The organism is Paenibacillus assamensis DSM 18201, assembly GCF_000422445.1.
Taxonomy (GTDB): domain Bacteria; phylum Bacillota; class Bacilli; order Paenibacillales; family Paenibacillaceae; genus Paenibacillus_B; species Paenibacillus_B assamensis.
The window spans coordinates 98,994-115,674 of sequence record NZ_AULU01000010.1 but is presented as its reverse complement, the minus strand read 5'-3'; the positions used below and the strand labels follow the sequence as shown (position 1 = coordinate 115,674).

Here is a 16,681-nt window from a genome sequence, read left to right as displayed (position 1 = left end):
ATACTTGTGAACAACTTGTGACACTTCCATCATACTCCTTAAACACTTATAATGGAATTGCAATGTTTTTATAATTTTAATAACCTATATGCATAAGGATATGACTGAAGAAGGAAACCTGCTGTTTTTTCAAATATAGAGACAAGATCATTGATCACAGGAGGATACGGTTCATGTTAGATTTACTAGAGACATTTGCCACAGTCGTAGACCACACCAGCTTGAACCAAGCAGCTAAACGGCTCAATATTTCGCAGCCCGCGCTTTCCCGCCAAATCGGAAGATTGGAGCAAGAATTAGATGTACAGCTCTTCAATCGACAAGGTAAGCGACTAGAGCTGACAAAAGTCGGTCAAATGACCTATGAATTCGCACTCGATATTCGCAGCAGGCAGCTAAACTTTATGAAATCAATCGCCGCCTATAAATCAGAAGGACTATCTACGGTAACGATCGGGGCGAGTCTCACGACACTCCAAACAACACTGCCTCTATTTGTTGAAGTGTTTATGCAGCAATGTCCTGATGCCCAATTAAAGGCCGTTACTGGCAAAACCCACGAAATCATTTCGTATGTAAGAGAGAAACAAGTGGACTTTGGTTTAGTTGCAGATGCTATTAAGGAGCAAGGGCTCGTATCGATACCACTGCTGTCTGATCATCTGATGCTAGTCATCCCACGCACGCACGAAATGGCTCTATTAGAACAATGGAAAATGGCCCACCTGCATGCACTCCCGATGGTTCTGTTCTCCCATGGAACTTGGTACCGCAAGTTAATCGATGACCTATTCCGTAAACATCGAGTTATGCCGGACATACGTATGGAGATTGACTCTTTTGAAGCGATCATTCGATTGTTGTCCACGACACAAGCTGTAGCTTTACTGCCTAAGTCTTATTTGCGGAGAGCATCACTAGAGGACAACAACTTAATTGCAATAGATATGGAGGAACTCGAACATACAGAGCGCATAACTTCACTCGTCTACGCTGAGCAAGCACCATTAGGTGAAGCTCTCCGCCTATTTATATCAGAAGCTGCCCACCGCTCAGAATCATGGAATATGGACGATTTGGCTTCTTCCTAAAATATAAATGGATCTATTGCTGTTAGACAGCATCAAGTCTATCTGCCTATAAATTACAATTGATGCAATCCACAATTATACTCACTAAAAAAGAACTGCTTCATTTAAGAAGCAGTTCTCATTTCATATACTCACACATTTATACTTTAAAAATAATTAATGCATCATATCTTCTTCAAATTCCTCGATCTGCTGATTTTTCCCTATCATAACCATTACATCGTTCGCAGCCAACACATCATCTGCTGTTGGAGCGATAATCACATCACCATTAGGCTTGTTCAAAGCAACTATGCTGCAACCGAAACGTCCTCGCGAGTCGAGCGTCTTGAGACTTATACCATCCAAGCATTGTGGCACACTCAATTCTGCTATCGTGTAATCTTTAGACAACTCTATATAATCAACCAAGTTTGGTGAAACCAGATGATGTGCCATACGAATCCCCATATCTCGCTCTGGATAAACAATACGATCCACACCTAGCCGCTCTAGCACCCTGCCATGAAGCTCAGACAGTGCCTTGCAGACAACCTTCTTCACACCCAGTTCCTTCACTTGGATACTTACTAAGATGCTTGTCTGAATGTTATCCCCAATACCAATAATGACGCAGTCGAAGTTGCGAATCCCTAGTGAACGCAGCACTTCTTCGTCAGTTGCATCAGCAACAACCGCATGGGTAATATCATCAGCAACTTCTTCAATTGCCTCTTCACTTTTATCAATGCCGAGCACTTGATGACCCAGTTCCATTAACTCACGAGCTAAGCTGGAGCCGAAGCGTCCCATTCCGATAACAGCAAATTGTTGAACTTCCATAGTGTATAAATTCCCCTCATCCATTAAAGCTTCTTTTAATTCTTTTCTAAGTTATAAATTCTAAGTTATAAATAAACATCTATATTGGTCGTAATACATACAATTACCCACTTAATTATTAGCCTATCGTTATTTTGCCTTCTGGATGTCGGTATAATTCACGTTCCGACTTCGGTCCTAATGCATACGCCAGCGTAAGCGGCCCCAATCGCCCTGCAAACATCGTCAAACTAATGAGCACCTTACCGAACGCAGATAACTCCGGTGTAACCCCCATAGACAAGCCTACTGTACCGAAGGCCGACGTCGCTTCGAATAGTATCGCAAGAAACGGCTGATCTTCTGTTGTTGACAGAATCATCGATACCAATAATACAAGGCTAAGGGCAAGTAGTGTCAACGTTACCGCTTTGAAAATCCGATCTTTAGCAAGACGGTATTTAAACATCACGATATCTTCCTTACCTCGAATCATAGCCAGTACAGCACCGATTAGAATCGAAAAGGTCGTCGTCTTAATACCACCCCCAGTAGAGCCTGGAGACGCACCGATAAACATCAAGATGACGATAAAGAACTGAGACGCCTGCCTCATATCAGGGATATTTAAGCTGTTAGCCCCCGCTGTACGAGGTGTAACCGACTGAAAGAAGGAAGCCCAAATCTTATCCATTAAAGGCATATTGGCAATTGTCTTCGTATTAGTGAATTCAAAAATGAAAATGACGATAGCACCAATCACAATGAGAAAACCTGTCGTCGACAACACGACTTTACTGTGCAAAGACAGTCTACGTGTACGTCGATAATCATACAATTCAGATAGTACGATAAATCCGATCCCCCCGGATATGATTAAAAACATCGCCACCACGTTAATGATCGGATCACCCACATAGCTGGTCAAGCTTGAGAAAGGTCCAGTAATTGGTCCGAACAAATCAAAGCCTGCATTGTTAAACAGGGAAATCGCATGGAAAATACCATAATAAATAGCTTGTCCATTTGGCATGTCATAAGAAAACCGAACAAAGAACAACAACGCAGCTATACCTTCTATGACGAGTGCATATCCAATAACTTTGCGAATTAATCGGACAATCCCTTCCATAGAGCCCTGATTCATCGCTTCTTGAAGAATAAGGCGCTCACGCAGCGATATTTTTTTCCGAAACGCAATCGCAAACATTGTAGCCATCGTCATAAAACCAAGACCGCCTATTTGAATGAGCATCAACAGTACGATCTGACCAAACATTGTAAAATGAGTACCTGTATCCACCACAACAAGCCCTGTTACACACGCGGCTGAAGTCGCTGTGAACAGCGCGTCAATAAAGCTCAATGTTTTGCCATCTGCATTCGATATTGGAAGCATAAGCAAGAACGCGCCCAATAAAATAATAAAAGCAAACCCGCATACAAGCACTCTCGGAGGCGTTAACCGCCAACGTCGTTTTTTGTTGGGATCTCTCATGAGAATCACCTCGTTAATGTAAAAACATCACAAAAAAAGCACGGGATACCCCAATGCTTGCGGAATCCTGACGCCATTCGCCTACGAGGTTAGCTGACGGATTCGGGCACGTCCAGGCTGCCCTATTCACGATACGACCATTGTAATCGTTTCGCAAAATTCACCCCTACTAATCGGGTCCCCCGCTTTCATCAATGATGAAACTCGGCTCTATATCGCTCATAACGAGATTATATATCTTTCATGTCACACACACAAAGTCACCAATTGTGCAAAAACTTAGTAAATCAGCGGAAAACGCCATCATTAAGCGCTTACAAAACCTTGTTTTCTCTCCGTGGTTCATCCGCGCGCGTGTTTGCTTGACGTAGCTATTTCTAATCGGCTAATCTGGTTGGAAACAGAGAAGACGATACAGGCAAGTCGTGTTGGGTACTATGTAATAGCAACCATAATCATTTCGTTAATAAGGAGGATTGAAATTGTCCATTTCATCATCTGACTATTCTCACCACTCCAAGGCGCGTAAACGATTGGGCGTATGGATAGCTATATCCGTACTCGGTTTCATAAGCTTTGTATTATTCCAAATTATTTTGCCTAGTGTAAAAAGTAATGAAGCAGCTGAAAAAAGAATTTCAGAGCAGCAGGCCATACAGCGAGCAGAGAAATTTTTGCTGCAGCCGGAAATAGCGGCGTTTATTCAGCCCCCTACAAAAATGTCGACGACAAAACGAATCGAAGCTTATTACCATACCAATGATGAGCTGTCAGGTTATATTAGCCACTCAGGTACAGAAAACACCTATCGTTCTTGGGAGAAGAAAGCCCCTTATGACATGTATCGTGTTCTTGTTCTTGAGCAAGAACATAGCGATCCGTTACTATCCTCTTTCCCTTATGAACGATTAACAAAAATAGATATACATATGAAAACAGGACAAGTCGTAGGATTTCAAACGGAGTCCAATGGAAGCCCACCAGATCAAGACAATCGAACCGAACCAAATGATCCATGGAAACAGTCCGATCAAATATTGCGTCTATTCGGCTGGTCAACAGAGCAAGTGAAGCGAGTGCCACTAGCATCGGAAGATGGGAACTCTGTTTATTATGAAGTACCTCGTGCTGCTGTAGGTGAAGCCAGACTGGAGCTTCAGTTGGAATGGAAAAATCGCTCATTGCTGCAGATGCTGCCTAGCTGGGAAATTCCATCATCCTACAGCACCTTAATCGCACAACAGCGTGCTAGCGCAGAGCGCATACACAACATTGTATACGTGGGAATGTCATTACTGCTTTCTATAGCTTCCATCATTATTACGGTCCTTTACCGTAAGCCAATTGCGTTCCGCTCGCGAACATTAATTTTACTAACCGTAATTTCTTGTTCCATTTCGCTTGTTCACGTCTGGAATATGACCGAAGGCTATTTTATGGTATCTGAACATCAACTTTTGCCAGAAAAGAACTTGCAAACAGCTATCATTATCCAAGCTGTTATTACACTTATACAAGCCGGATTGGCCCTGTATTTCTCGCTTGTAGCCGGGCGGTGGATGTGGCGGCAAACAAAGTTCAACAACATTATGCCTGGTTGGAGCGATGAGAACTTTGGCGAACATCTCGTCCAAGCCTTTTGGAGGGGAATTGGTTGGACTGGTATACTGTTGGGAGCACAAACTCTTATTTTTAGCATCATGGAAAAAGGCTTGGATACATGGGTGTCGACAGAAGCGCTTAACTCACCGATTAATCTTCATGCACCTGTATTGTTTCCGCTGCTAGCATGGGTTGCTGCCATATCGGAGGAAGGATTTTTCCGTTTATTCGCAATCGGTCTATTCCATCGTTTTATTCGAAACGTCTGGATCGCAAGTCTTATACCAACGTTTGTGTGGGCAGCTGGACATGTCATGTACCCTATCTATCCGTTCTATTCCAGACCAGTAGAGCTGATGATTATCGGGATGTTGTTTGTATGGATGATGCTGAAGCATGGCTTCTGGACTGCCGTAGTGGCACATTTAATGTTTGACACGGTATTAATGGCCATCGGATTCTTATTCGGCACCGATTGGACAGATGTCCTGATTGGCGTTGCCTATATCCTATTCCCACTAGTTGTTGTATATGGACTTCGCTACTTGCACAGCAATCGGAAGCAAGCAGCACAGATGGCTTATTCTCAGCCCCCACCCTCATCGTAAATGACAATAACGAAGTAAGATCGCCGCTTACGACCAGCACACTATTGTACAACTTTATTACTGACGCACACTTACGCATTTTTGTAACGAAACAACAAACAGGCTCCCTACAGCAGACATCATGTCGGACTGTAGAGAGCCTGTTTGTTATGAACTACATCAACAATTTCGTAAGTTTTACTCTGCCGATTGCTCAAAATCTAATCCCGTTTCTGATGCCTGTTCAACCTCTGCTTGCTCATCGCGTAACGATGACAAAATCGTGCGAGCTAATTTATCGCCTATTCCAACTTGACGGAACTCTTCTACGGAAGCTTCGCGAATTTTCTTCAATGATCCGAAATGCTTCAGCAGCATTTTGCGGCGCTTCTCCCCAATACCAGGAATAGAATCCAAAGTAGATGTTACCATCGACTTCGCCCGGCTTTCACGGTGGAATGTAATTGCAAAGCGGTGAACTTCTTCTTGGATACGATGCAGCAAGTAAAACTCCTGACTATCTCGCGCAAGCGATACAGGAACTGGAGGGAAGCCTGTCAGCAGCTGCGCTGTCTTATGCTTCTCGTCTTTGACCAAACCGCATACAGGCAGGTCCAGTCCAAGCTCATTTTCCAATACGTCTAAGGCAACGGACATTTGTCCTTTACCGCCATCCACGATAATAAGATCGGGCAGTTCCAAGCCTTCCTTTAATACACGCTCATAGCGGCGACGGATAACCTCGCGCATCGTTTCGTAGTCATCAGGCCCTTCTACGGTACGCACCTTGAATTTGCGATACTCTTTCTTATCTGGCTTGCCATCGATAAAACACACCATCGCAGATACAGGATTCGCACCTTGAATATTGGAGTTATCGAATGCCTCAATACGCCGCGCATTACCGATACCCAATGCTTCACCTAGACGCTCCGCTGCTCGGGACGTGCGCTCTTCATCACGTTCCAGCAGTTTAAATTTCTCTTCCAGTGTGACACGAGCATTATCGACAGCCATCCGTACCATCTGCTTTTTCAAACCGCGCTGCGGTAGACGTACTTTTACGCTTAACCATTGTTGAAGCGCTTCTGCACTCGACAACTGCTCATCACCATCACCAGAAGTTGAAACATCAACACTCCCTGTATCATTGACAGCAGCATCCGCATCAAGTCCTTCATCTTCTTCATCCGCAGCCAATAGCTGCTCCTCAGACCAGAATAAAGGCCGTGCGAGAGCTTTCGCATGAGGATCTACAATCCGAGGGGTAGATGATTGCTCTACTCCCTCCTCTCCTATAGACCACTCACTGCTGTTTGCTTGCGGCAGCAAAATTTCCTTCGGCAGCGCAGGATTATCGCTGTAATATTGCGTAATGAACGACATAAAGTCTCCATAAGCATCTCCATAAAACGGAAACGTAGTAGTATGCCGCTCTACCATCTTACCTTGGCGAATATAAAGAATTTGCACACACATCCAGCCTTTGTCGATAGCAAACCCAAATACGTCTCGATCTTTTAAATCCGCTGAATTGATCGTCTGCTTCTCATTGATTGCTTCAATCGCTTGCAATTGATCACGATATTCCTTGGCACGTTCGAAGTTCAGCTCTTCTGCAGCCTCACTCATCTTGCGCTGCAATTCTTTCCGCACTTCTTCTTGCCCACCGCTTAAAAATTGAGTAATCTTCAATGTCACCGCTTCATACTCTTCCGGCGATACCTCACGGGCGCAAGGCCCTATGCATTGACCAATGTGGTAGTACAAGCAAGCTCTACCCTCTGTGCCGCTGCACTTTCGCAAGGGATACAAACGATCAAGCAGCTTCTTCGTTTGGTGCGCCGCATAGGCATTCGGATAAGGGCCAAAATACTTCGCCTTGTCCTTCAGCACACGTCTTGTCACTTCCAACCTTGGATGACGTTCATTCGTTATCTTAATGTATGGAAAGCTCTTATCATCCTTAAGCAATACATTGTAGCGCGGATGATGCTTCTTAATTAAGTTGCACTCCAAAATGAGTGCTTCCATATTGCTCCCCGTGACGATATATTCAAAATCCCGTATTTCCGATACGAGACGCTGGGTCTTGCCATCATGACTTCCCGAAAAGTAGGAACGAACTCGATTTTTCAGCACTTTGGCTTTTCCGACATATATGATCGTTCCATCATTGTTTTTCATCAAATAACAACCCGGCAAATCCGGCAGCAAAGCTAATTTGTTATGAATCCGCCCCAATGCTTGCTCCCGCTCCGCTATATCCTCAGCTGTTAAAGCCTGTTCTTCTGAAGGAGCATAGCGATCGTTCCAACGTTCCTTCCAGCGCTCTGATCGCCAGTTAGCTGCGGACTTGTCTTCTTTAGCAGCTTGATCATTCGAATGTTGCTGACTCAATCCGTTGCCTCCTCTCCATTTCGTAAAACAGCATACCAGCACACAGTTCTCTTCTCTATTTTAAACGATAGACCTATACAAACAAACTCCTTACCACTCGAAATATTTGGGTCAGTTAGTAAGGAATCCACTTAAAAAGTTGATAAGCCTTTACAGGTTACTTAATCATAAAAAAATAACCCCTCATTCCGCAACGATTGCGAAACTAAGGGGCTATTCCTGCAAATTAGCTCTTATTTGTGCTTGTCGATAAGACCTTTAAGTGCATCTTTGGAGTTAAGACCAACTACTTTATCAACAGGTTGACCGTCTTTGAAGACGATAATAGTCGGGATGCTCATTACACCAAAACGGGATGCAGATTCAGGATTCTCATCCACGTTGATTTTAGCAACAACTGCGCTGTCACTTACTTCTGCATCAAGCTCTTCAAGAATAGGAGCGAGCATTTTGCAAGGTCCACACCAAGGAGCCCAGAAATCAAGTAGTACTACACCTTGCTTATTTTCTACGTCTGCTGAAAAAGACTGATCAGATACGTTTACGATAGCCATAAGTAACTTCCTCCTTTATAGTAAATAACAGATTATCACCTTATACATGTAAAGTATACCACAACTCGAAAAGTTATGCGCAATATAGATGTTGATTTGTACAGAAATTGTCACAAAGTTGACAAGGTTAAACTTTACAGTGCCTAGTGTGTTCGCTATACTAAAAAATAATTGGATTAAAATACCTGTTCAGTTCATGACCTATGTCACAGCAGCTGAACTATACAGATAGGAGGAACGTCGATGAAAGCGAGTACAGTAGATCCTCGTGCGCATGTGAATGAAGAACCACGCAATGACTTCTCAGATACGTTTATGGGCTTCGGTGTTATGTTTGGCTTTATGACAGTTGTTTTTTTTGGAATGGTCATTATTAAGCTCATCATATCTTAACCTTCATTCGACGTTATCCGGATATACCTTGAACATTCAGTTACATCAGAACTTACCTAAGTACGCAAGAAGTCCGGCTATCTACTCGATCAGCACGGACTTCTTTGTTGTCTATATCCTATTATGCTCCATCATGTCCAGCTCATGTGTACTGGTACAAACTTCACTTGGCTTCCATTATACACATGTACCCGCGTACGGCAGATGCAAATCACTGTCTTGATTTGCCCCACCCCCGAAGCAGTCCCGCAACCGCATCGTTCCTCTTTACATATAGTGGTTTGGATTTGAGCTATCTGAGCTACCTCCGCTGCCACCACGCTTGTTCCGACCACTAACTTGTACAACATCAACATACGGTCTAATGCGATCCATTAACCGCTCTGCCTTATGAACATCTTCACCTTCACGCGTATAGCTGAAATGTCTCAGCAACGCATCAAAGTCATAATTTGAAGTAAAGAACGTCGGCTTATTGTTCATTCGATAGTTCAATATCGAGCCAAGTACATGGTCACGTACCCATGGCGTCATATTTTCCGCACCAATATCGTCAAAAACGAGTAAATCCGTCTCTTTCATCATTTCGATCGTTTCACGAAGCCTTTGTGGTTCTTGGAACATGGACTTTAGATCTTCCACGAAATCTGGCATATAGACGATAACGCCTGAATGATTCTCCTGGGCCAACTTATGCAGCATATATCCCATCAAGAACGTTTTTCCCGTACCGAAAGAACCTGACAAATACAAGCCTCGTGATGTTAGTCCATGCTCTTTCGCTTGTATGACATAGTCCATCACCTGTTGAACAGCAGGTCCACGCTCATAGTCGATCGTTATCATCTCTGCTGCTGAATACCCCTGCTTCAATGCTGTTTCATCGACAAAGAAGGAACGGACACGCTTGCGTACAGCCTGTTGGCGATCGTGGGCTGCTTGTCTTTGGCATGGTACTTTGCGGTCATCAATAATAACCCGCCCATTCAACGTAGAAGCAGACAGCTTCGTGAAATGCCCCGGCATATCATTGCGGCATTCCTCTAAACTCGGACAATTGCTGCAGCCGTCATGTTCTTTTACATATTGATACAGCTTATTAATGTTCATTCTCATCGTACGCTGGTCAATATCAGGATGCTGCTTCCACCATTCCTGAACAACCGGGTGCTGCAGCAGTTCTTCAATCTTCGCTTCTGCTTGCTGACGCCGATGCGAAAGCGGTAGTTTCTTCAACACACTACCTAGTGATTCCATATTGTTCACCTCTACGTTCTCAACAACAAGGTTGCATGCTGCTCGCAATGCCTAGCAGCATAGCACCTTATGCTAATGTAGCATCAACTATTTTCATCCAATCGACGAGCCAACTCCAACGCCCGCTCCCGATCCGATTGGGACCAAGCAACGGATTCCGTGGAAGGCTGTACGACAGGGATTGCTGGACGCTGCTGCTTCGCATAGCGTGAGTTGTTGCCTCTTCCACCTGCCGCACGCGGCTTCGATCCAGCTTGTCCTGTACGATTAGCCGATTCTGTCGTTACGGATGCTTGAGTTCGAATATATTGAACCGCTTGTTCATACGTTTGAACTTGTTTGACAAGCATATTGGATGCAATACGCTCAACGAAAGCGCCACTAATGCGCTGTGTTCCTTCTTGTGCAGTCAACATCATAATATAATGAATAAGGACATTAATCACTTCGTCTGGCAGCTTGTAGTTCAAGTCAATTTTCGTAAACATGTCTAGGAATGAATCTGGCACTGCCCCAGGGAAATACTTCTCCAACAGCTTCGTATATGGAGCATTGCGCAGCATCATATTGTATTGATGCACATCGCACTTGTCCTTACATTGAGGTGCTACTTCTACATAGAACTCCATCTCAACAGCGACTTCCTCTTGGATTTGAGCAGCAGCTCGATCTGGTGAATGCATCTCATGAGAAGCTGAACGTTGAGCCTTCTGATCCTTCTGCACTTGTTCTATCTTCTGCTGCTCGCGCTCACGCCATTCTCCGCGGCGCTTCGTCTGACGGAATTGCAAATGAGCGCGGTGCTGAAGCTCATCAAGGACTAGACGTCCTTCCGTATTAAACACACCATCTTCATCAAGCAAGCGACAAATCTCTACAGGAGTAAGCTCGAACTTGCGGGCGATATAATCTAGAATACCCATCCCTTCACGATCCAAGCGCAGCTTCTCCACATAAGGTCGATTATACGAGTATTTTGGAAAGCGCGTTATAATATCTGCATAATTCAGTACGGGTTCTTCTTGTGCAGAATCTTGCGCAGATCCGCCTCTCCGGCTTGGAGTTACTTCATGCAGCGCCTGCTCCAATTCATAATCAATCACATGTGTATTTAAACGGAACATTTCATAGAAAGGTACAGATATATTTTCACGATGTGCATCTGCTTGAAGCTGCGCAAATGGCTCATCTGTAATAAATTGTTCTCGCAAGGACAACACCGTATACTTCCCAACCTTGTCACGAAGCAGCAGCGTTAAATGCTGCGTATTGAAAAATTCATCTGGTGACAGTGGAGACTGCAATGCATATTCGAACATGTAATCTTCAGAATCCTGAAACATAAGACGGGAAGTTTGCAGCAAGCCAACAGCCTCCAGCTTCGTTGTCTGCTCAATAAAATAAGCTCTTCCCTTTTCGCTAGGCTCAATCCCTAGCAGCAAGAACAGCTTGCGCTGCGAATCCATCGCAGAATATCCTACCTTATCTGCGGAGATATGCTGATACAAGAAGTGATACAAACCAATAGCAAATGCACCTATTATCGGCTGATATACTTGTGAGAGCATACGTTGATCCAGTTGACTAAGGCTAAATTCTCGGTAGGCAACGTATCGATGATGCTCAGTAAAATGAAATAGGTTGTTCATTCGCATTGGTAGTACCCTCCCCTTTCCGTAATCATTTCTCTAGTGCAACTATTGTAACATAAAAAAAGTCCATTCGTCTGACAAAATGGTGGTAACAGACGAATGAACACTATTGTTGTCTACTGCTGTCTAATTAGCTTTGCAGCTGACGAAATTGTATATTAAGCTGCTGAACTTCCGCAATCGTTTGCTTATCTTCCCATACATCACCAGGCTTAGATCCGCGCCCGATAACCCATCCTTCAAACGACATTCCCATGAACTCGCAAATATGACGGAACTGCTGTACGAACGGTAATCCTGTCATTTTAGCATTCGGTCCACCTACGACAACAAGGTACACTTTTTTGCCCTTCATCCGCTCCTTGAATTGAAGCTGCTCATCGCGCAAACATTGCGACCAACGATCAATGAACACTTTCATCAATCCAGACATGCCGTACCAATACAGCGGTGTAGCAAATACAAGCGTGTCATGTTCCAGCATCTGCTCTACAAGGGTACGCAGTTCGCCCTCTACAGGTGCAAACCCTTCAGACGCGTGGCGCTTATCTACAATTTGCTCAATTTCATATTCGCGCAATCGGATAGTAGTCGCATCCACTCCTTCTGTAAGAAGCTCCGTCAACTGCTCCGTATTCCCTTGTTCACGAGCACTGCCTTGAATAATAAACATCGTATTTCCCTCCAAATCTCCTGTTATAAGAATTCATTTATCGTCATCATAGCAAGATCAGGGGACAGCAACAAGCAGCGATCCGATTAGCCGAGCTATCATTTCTTCTACCGTCCCCCACAACTGCTTGTTAACAAGATCACGCTCTTAGAAGTTCAACTTTCTCCGATGCACGAGAAGCTGACTGTACTGCTGTTCCAGTTCGGCTTTGGCCGAATCAGATTGAGGAAGTGATAAAGCTGACAACACCCGATTCCATTCCAACTCAAACCTCATACGCTCTTCATCAGTCGTTACATTTCGCTCTTTACTATCCGCAGTTCCACTGGCCTGCCCGTTTGCTTCAACGGCAGACCGAGTAACATCGCTCTCTCCCTTATTTATTTCGTCCATTGCTTTAAAATAAGGTGCTGTGTGATCAATTCGAAGCTCATGCGTAGCTACCGCCGATACGAATGCACGGTCATGAGAAACGAACAATACGGTGCCCGGGTAATCTTTCAATACCCGTTCCAGTTGTTCACGAGCTTGAATGTCCAAATAATTTGTCGGCTCGTCAAGAATGAGTACGTTGCAGCCACTTAGGAGAAGTTTAATAAGCTGCACTTTTACTCTTTCCCCACCGCTTAATGTTCCAACAGGCTGCAAGGCCAAACGCCCAGACAGATGCAGCCTTGCGAGTGCAATTCGGACTATCGATTCTGAATAAGAAGTCGTTGCTCGCACTTGCTCCACAGCGTGCTTATTTCTATCCAATTGGTCTACACGCTGATCAAAATACCCTACTTGCATACGGGGAGATAGTCGCCATTGCCCCGCTGCATAAACTCCATGATCATTCGGCTCAGCTGATCGCTTCCATTCTCCATCATGACAAGCTTGATCATATGCGCGCAGCAGCGTATGCAGTAACGTTGATTTGCCTGATCCGTTGTTTCCTGTAATCGCTACTTTCATGCCCGGTCGAATGCGAAACGACAACGGAGACAACAATACTCTGCCATCACAGGTCGCAGTATCCATACCTTGCTTTTGAGAAACTGTAGGATGAGAATCTAAATTTGATAATTTCGAACCTGAAGCGAGAACAGAAGACAGCCTTAGCTGTAAACTCTCCCCTTCCAGCAGTGTCTTGCTTCGTATAGGGTTATGGTAGTTCACATCGAATACAAGCTTTTCTTCTTCATATGGCCTTGGTAAAGACTCCAATTTGCTAAGACGCTGCTCCATCGCTTTGACCGTCTTTTCCTGCTTCGCTTGCTTGCGATTAAAGTGAGGTCGAGCAAGGCGCATTTCTTTACTCGTCAAACCCTTTTTAGGTCTACTTGCTTTACTGGCACTGCTCTGCTTCTCGCCAATCATCTCTTGAAGTCGGTCTCGCTCTGCTTCTCGGTTATGATAAGCCCGCCACATTTCCTTGTTTATTCGCTCTTTCTCTTCTCGATATTGCTTATAAGCTCCCGGTCGCTCACCACTGTATATATGAAGCTTCTGATCTTCAAGCTCCCAAATTCTCGTACATACTTCATTCAAAAACGTTCTGTCATGTGAAATAACGATTATGAGACCATCATACGCACGTATTTGCTGCTCCAACTCACGAATCGATTGAACATCTAGATGGCTCGTTGGCTCATCCAGCATCAATATATCCGCTTCTGTCGCCAAGGCCGCTGCAATACGTCTTTTCGTCCACTCCCCGCCGCTTAACGTTTGAATGTCAGCTGACGGCTGCTCCATTTGACTGCGTTCATCCCATTGGCTAACGACCTCAATCGTACCGCGACATCGTACATGGCCCGCGTCAGCTTCTAGCTGCCCTGCCAAAACACGCATTAACGATGTTTTACCTGCCCCATTTTCGCCAATTAAACCAATACATTCTCCTCGATACATACGTACTGCATCTGGGATATGCGCAATAAGTCGGTCTCCGTAATAGACCTGAAGTGCATGTATTTCAAGTAACATAGTTGTTGTCATAAAAAAACCTCCCTAGGATGTCCTAGAGAGGATAGCTATGCGATATTTACATCACCTGCAAGACGAATAGGCAGGATGTACGACACTTCTGCAACACGTAATTATACCCTTCATTCTTCCACACATGCATAAAATACACACATGAAAAATGGATTGTACACAATTACGCAATCGCATGGCTTACTGTACATACGTGTACAGCGCCCAAGCATCATCATCAAGAGTCGTACGAGTCGATGTAAATAGACAGACTAATCCCCTCAGAACTATCATTAAAGAATCGATATGTGATTCAAAAATGCAGTTATTAACTGATTCGGAAATTAGTTATTATCCATCGTCCGGCGTACCTTACCCTTTCCTTCGTCTTATACAGTCATACAGTAATTAATACTAAGCACTGTTGTCATCAGTATATAAAAGATGCAATAAGCCGTCAACCCGCAGATGCCCCATACGATATTCTTCCTATATAGGCCAAATTATTTTCGCCATTTAGAACAATTAGAACATTTTATATCCGCCAGCTCGCAAATAGCCAATCGTCTTACCACTAATGTACGCCCCAACCAATCCTGCTATCGCGATTAAGATGTCAACAAAGCCATAGTTCGTGACATTTCCTACAAATGTCAAGGAACTATCCCACATCGCCCACATCGCTAACGGTATAACTAAGACAACATACAGCGCCATCGGAAACCAAGTTGTTTTCATAAGCATATTTAAAATAAATCCGATGCCAAACATCATAACAAATAGCAGTACCATTAATACGATGTACATCAACCATTCCACTTATTTATGCCCCCTCTGCTGCAATCATTGAGTCTTGACTTCAATTGCTGAGAATAACTACGCTTCCGTATCTTGATCGACATTTCTCAACATTTACCTATTTCGCGATTCATTTTACTTTTCCTTCCTTGAAAAATCAACGAACATTCGGTGACATTTCTCACAGGTACATTGCCGCGCCTACTTAGATAAGCTACAATGTGGATAATGTTTGGAAACGTAATCAACACTATATATAGACAATTCTCATGATAAAGGATGGTGGCTTACATAATGAGTGAGGCAACAAAAACACTTGAAGGTTGGTACGCCCTGCATGATTTCCGCACGATGAACTGGGCGCTGTGGAATAAAGCTGACGAGGAAGAGCGTGCTCATGCATTAGATGAGTTGCAAACGTTATGGGAGCAGTGGAAGCAAACAGAGAACGACAATCAAGGCAGTACAGTCGTGTACAGCATTGTTGGTCAAAAAGCGGATTTTGTTATTTTCCACCTGCGTGAAACGCTGGAAGAACTTAACGCACTAGAGACTGAACTAAACAAATCTGCATTTGCTCGCTTTACAATTCCTACTTATTCCTATGTAAGTATTGTAGAGCTCAGCAACTACATGACGAAGCCCGGATCAACAGAAGATCCGATGGAAAACCCAGAAGTGCTTGCACGTCTGAAGCCGATCCTTCCACAGGCGAAGCATATTTGCTTCTATCCGATGAATAAGAAGCGTGATCTAGAGGACAACTGGTACATGCTGTCCGTCGAAGAGAGACGCGGCATGATGCGCAGCCACAGCATGATTGGTCGCGGATATGCTGGCAAAGTGAAACAGATTATTACTGGTTCTGTCGGCTTGGACGATTGGGAATGGGGCGTAACGTTATTCAGTGACGACCCGCTTCACTTCAAGAAGCTTGTATATGAAATGCGCTTCGATGAAGTTAGTGCTCGCTTTGGCGAGTTCGGTTCCTTCTATGTTGGTAATCGACTAACACCTGACCACCTTAAAGATATGTTGAAATAATTTCAATACGCATCACACGAAAGCCCCTTAATCTAATCAGATAAAGGGGCTTTTTCATTGGGTTAGCAAAAACCGCCCCAGGATCACTTATCCTGGAGCGGTACCTATCACTTAGTGATCATCGTCGTCATCTTGTTCATCCATGGATGCCAAATATTGCTCGGTCATTCTATCCCGTTCACGACTTTTTTCTTTCAGTCGTTCAATGCCTGGCTGAATGAGCAGATCAACTTCTTTCTGCACCGTATAAGCCAGATCATGACGGTTCTGCGACTCTAGAAAAGAGCCAACTTCCATAAGCGCGTTATAGCGATCCAGCTCATCACGCGTCAACAATCCTCTAACTTGCACGCTGCAGTGTCTCATCGC

Annotated in this window: 14 protein-coding genes and 1 riboswitch; of the genes, 4 read left to right on the top strand and 10 right to left on the bottom strand. The window is 44.2% G+C overall.

Features of this window, described 5'->3' with window-relative positions:
* Nucleotides 1-173 precede the first annotated feature (173 nt).
* Nucleotides 174-1,091, top strand: a complete 918-nt coding sequence (locus H580_RS0106625; RefSeq protein ID WP_028594078.1) for a LysR family transcriptional regulator — start codon at nucleotides 174-176, stop codon at nucleotides 1,089-1,091.
* Nucleotides 1,092-1,247: 156 nt separating this feature from the next.
* Here the strand turns inward: H580_RS0106625 and H580_RS0106620 are convergent, their stop codons facing one another.
* Nucleotides 1,248-1,913 carry a potassium channel family protein gene (locus H580_RS0106620; RefSeq protein WP_028594077.1) on the bottom strand — a complete coding sequence of 222 codons (666 nt, stop codon included), beginning with the start codon at nucleotides 1,911-1,913 and terminating at the stop codon, nucleotides 1,248-1,250.
* A 118-nt stretch (nucleotides 1,914-2,031) separates the two neighbouring features.
* Complete coding sequence (locus tag H580_RS0106615) at nucleotides 2,032-3,390, bottom strand: TrkH family potassium uptake protein (protein WP_028594076.1); 1,359 nt, start codon at nucleotides 3,388-3,390, stop codon at nucleotides 2,032-2,034.
* A 62-nt stretch (nucleotides 3,391-3,452) separates the two neighbouring features.
* A riboswitch (cyclic di-AMP (ydaO/yuaA leader) is annotated at nucleotides 3,453-3,610 on the bottom strand.
* A gap of 262 nt (nucleotides 3,611-3,872) precedes the next feature.
* Here H580_RS0106615 and H580_RS23575 point away from each other — a divergent pair.
* Nucleotides 3,873-5,600, top strand: coding sequence for a CPBP family intramembrane glutamic endopeptidase (locus tag H580_RS23575; RefSeq protein WP_051217295.1), 1,728 nt, complete (start codon nucleotides 3,873-3,875; stop codon nucleotides 5,598-5,600).
* 177 nt (nucleotides 5,601-5,777) lie between these two features.
* On the opposite strand, the gene uvrC is transcribed toward H580_RS23575, so the two are convergent.
* Both uvrC and trxA read right to left on the bottom strand, forming a co-directional pair.
* Nucleotides 5,778-7,979, bottom strand: coding sequence for an excinuclease ABC subunit UvrC (uvrC, locus tag H580_RS23570; protein ID WP_084509012.1), 2,202 nt, complete (start codon nucleotides 7,977-7,979; stop codon nucleotides 5,778-5,780).
* A gap of 233 nt (nucleotides 7,980-8,212) precedes the next feature.
* A complete protein-coding gene (gene trxA / locus H580_RS0106600; RefSeq protein WP_028594075.1) occupies nucleotides 8,213-8,533 on the bottom strand; it encodes a thioredoxin in 321 nt (106 codons plus the stop codon).
* A gap of 243 nt (nucleotides 8,534-8,776) precedes the next feature.
* On the opposite strand from trxA, the gene H580_RS26145 reads away from it, so the two are divergent.
* Nucleotides 8,777-8,926 carry a YqzM family protein gene (locus H580_RS26145; protein ID WP_157282730.1) on the top strand — a complete coding sequence of 50 codons (150 nt, stop codon included), beginning with the start codon at nucleotides 8,777-8,779 and terminating at the stop codon, nucleotides 8,924-8,926.
* 267 nt (nucleotides 8,927-9,193) lie between these two features.
* Here the strand turns inward: H580_RS26145 and dnaI are convergent, their stop codons facing one another.
* The 5 genes from dnaI to H580_RS0106570 all read right to left on the bottom strand — a co-directional run bounded on the left by dnaI (nucleotide 9,194) and on the right by H580_RS0106570 (nucleotide 15,277).
* Complete coding sequence (gene dnaI / locus H580_RS23565) at nucleotides 9,194-10,183, bottom strand: primosomal protein DnaI (protein WP_051217294.1); 990 nt, start codon at nucleotides 10,181-10,183, stop codon at nucleotides 9,194-9,196.
* Between the two features lie 83 nt (nucleotides 10,184-10,266).
* Nucleotides 10,267-11,838, bottom strand: a complete 1,572-nt coding sequence (locus tag H580_RS0106585) for a DnaD domain protein (protein WP_028594074.1) — start codon at nucleotides 11,836-11,838, stop codon at nucleotides 10,267-10,269.
* A 127-nt stretch (nucleotides 11,839-11,965) separates the two neighbouring features.
* Nucleotides 11,966-12,508: a flavodoxin family protein gene (locus tag H580_RS0106580; protein ID WP_028594073.1), complete on the bottom strand. Its 543-nt coding sequence runs from the start codon at nucleotides 12,506-12,508 to the stop codon at nucleotides 11,966-11,968.
* A 147-nt stretch (nucleotides 12,509-12,655) separates the two neighbouring features.
* Entirely contained in the window at nucleotides 12,656-14,491 is a 1,836-nt protein-coding gene (locus tag H580_RS0106575) for an ABC-F family ATP-binding cassette domain-containing protein (protein ID WP_028594072.1), read from the bottom strand.
* 504 nt (nucleotides 14,492-14,995) lie between these two features.
* Nucleotides 14,996-15,277 carry a YuiB family protein gene (locus H580_RS0106570; RefSeq protein ID WP_211224392.1) on the bottom strand — a complete coding sequence of 94 codons (282 nt, stop codon included), beginning with the start codon at nucleotides 15,275-15,277 and terminating at the stop codon, nucleotides 14,996-14,998.
* A 285-nt stretch (nucleotides 15,278-15,562) separates the two neighbouring features.
* Between H580_RS0106570 and hemQ the strand changes: the two genes are divergently transcribed.
* Entirely contained in the window at nucleotides 15,563-16,312 is a 750-nt protein-coding gene (gene hemQ, locus H580_RS0106565; protein ID WP_028594070.1) for a hydrogen peroxide-dependent heme synthase, read from the top strand.
* Between the two features lie 111 nt (nucleotides 16,313-16,423).
* On the opposite strand, the gene H580_RS0106560 is transcribed toward hemQ, so the two are convergent.
* A complete protein-coding gene (locus tag H580_RS0106560) occupies nucleotides 16,424-16,678 on the bottom strand; it encodes a hypothetical protein (RefSeq protein WP_028594069.1) in 255 nt (84 codons plus the stop codon).
* Nucleotides 16,679-16,681: the final 3 nt, after the last annotated feature.

Excerpts from the sequence above, each read along its gene's own strand:
- H580_RS0106570 (WP_211224392.1), bottom strand. The coding sequence starts at position 15,277 with ATGTACATCGTATTAATGGTACTGCTATTTGTTATGATGTTTGGCATC.
- trxA (WP_028594075.1), bottom strand. The coding sequence starts at position 8,533 with ATGGCTATCGTAAACGTATCTGATCAGTCTTTTTCAGCAGACGTAGAA.
- H580_RS0106575 (WP_028594072.1), bottom strand. The coding sequence starts at position 14,491 with ATGACAACAACTATGTTACTTGAAATACATGCACTTCAGGTCTATTAC.
- H580_RS0106580 (WP_028594073.1), bottom strand. The coding sequence starts at position 12,508 with ATGTTTATTATTCAAGGCAGTGCTCGTGAACAAGGGAATACGGAGCAG.
- H580_RS0106620 (WP_028594077.1), bottom strand. The coding sequence starts at position 1,913 with ATGGAAGTTCAACAATTTGCTGTTATCGGAATGGGACGCTTCGGCTCC.
- H580_RS26145 (WP_157282730.1), top strand. The coding sequence starts at position 8,777 with ATGAAAGCGAGTACAGTAGATCCTCGTGCGCATGTGAATGAAGAACCA.
- H580_RS0106615 (WP_028594076.1), bottom strand. The coding sequence starts at position 3,390 with ATGAGAGATCCCAACAAAAAACGACGTTGGCGGTTAACGCCTCCGAGA.
- H580_RS0106625 (WP_028594078.1), top strand. The coding sequence starts at position 174 with ATGTTAGATTTACTAGAGACATTTGCCACAGTCGTAGACCACACCAGC.
- H580_RS0106560 (WP_028594069.1), bottom strand. The coding sequence starts at position 16,678 with ATGAGACACTGCAGCGTGCAAGTTAGAGGATTGTTGACGCGTGATGAG.
- dnaI (WP_051217294.1), bottom strand. The coding sequence starts at position 10,183 with ATGGAATCACTAGGTAGTGTGTTGAAGAAACTACCGCTTTCGCATCGG.
- H580_RS0106585 (WP_028594074.1), bottom strand. The coding sequence starts at position 11,838 with ATGCGAATGAACAACCTATTTCATTTTACTGAGCATCATCGATACGTT.
- hemQ (WP_028594070.1), top strand. The coding sequence starts at position 15,563 with ATGAGTGAGGCAACAAAAACACTTGAAGGTTGGTACGCCCTGCATGAT.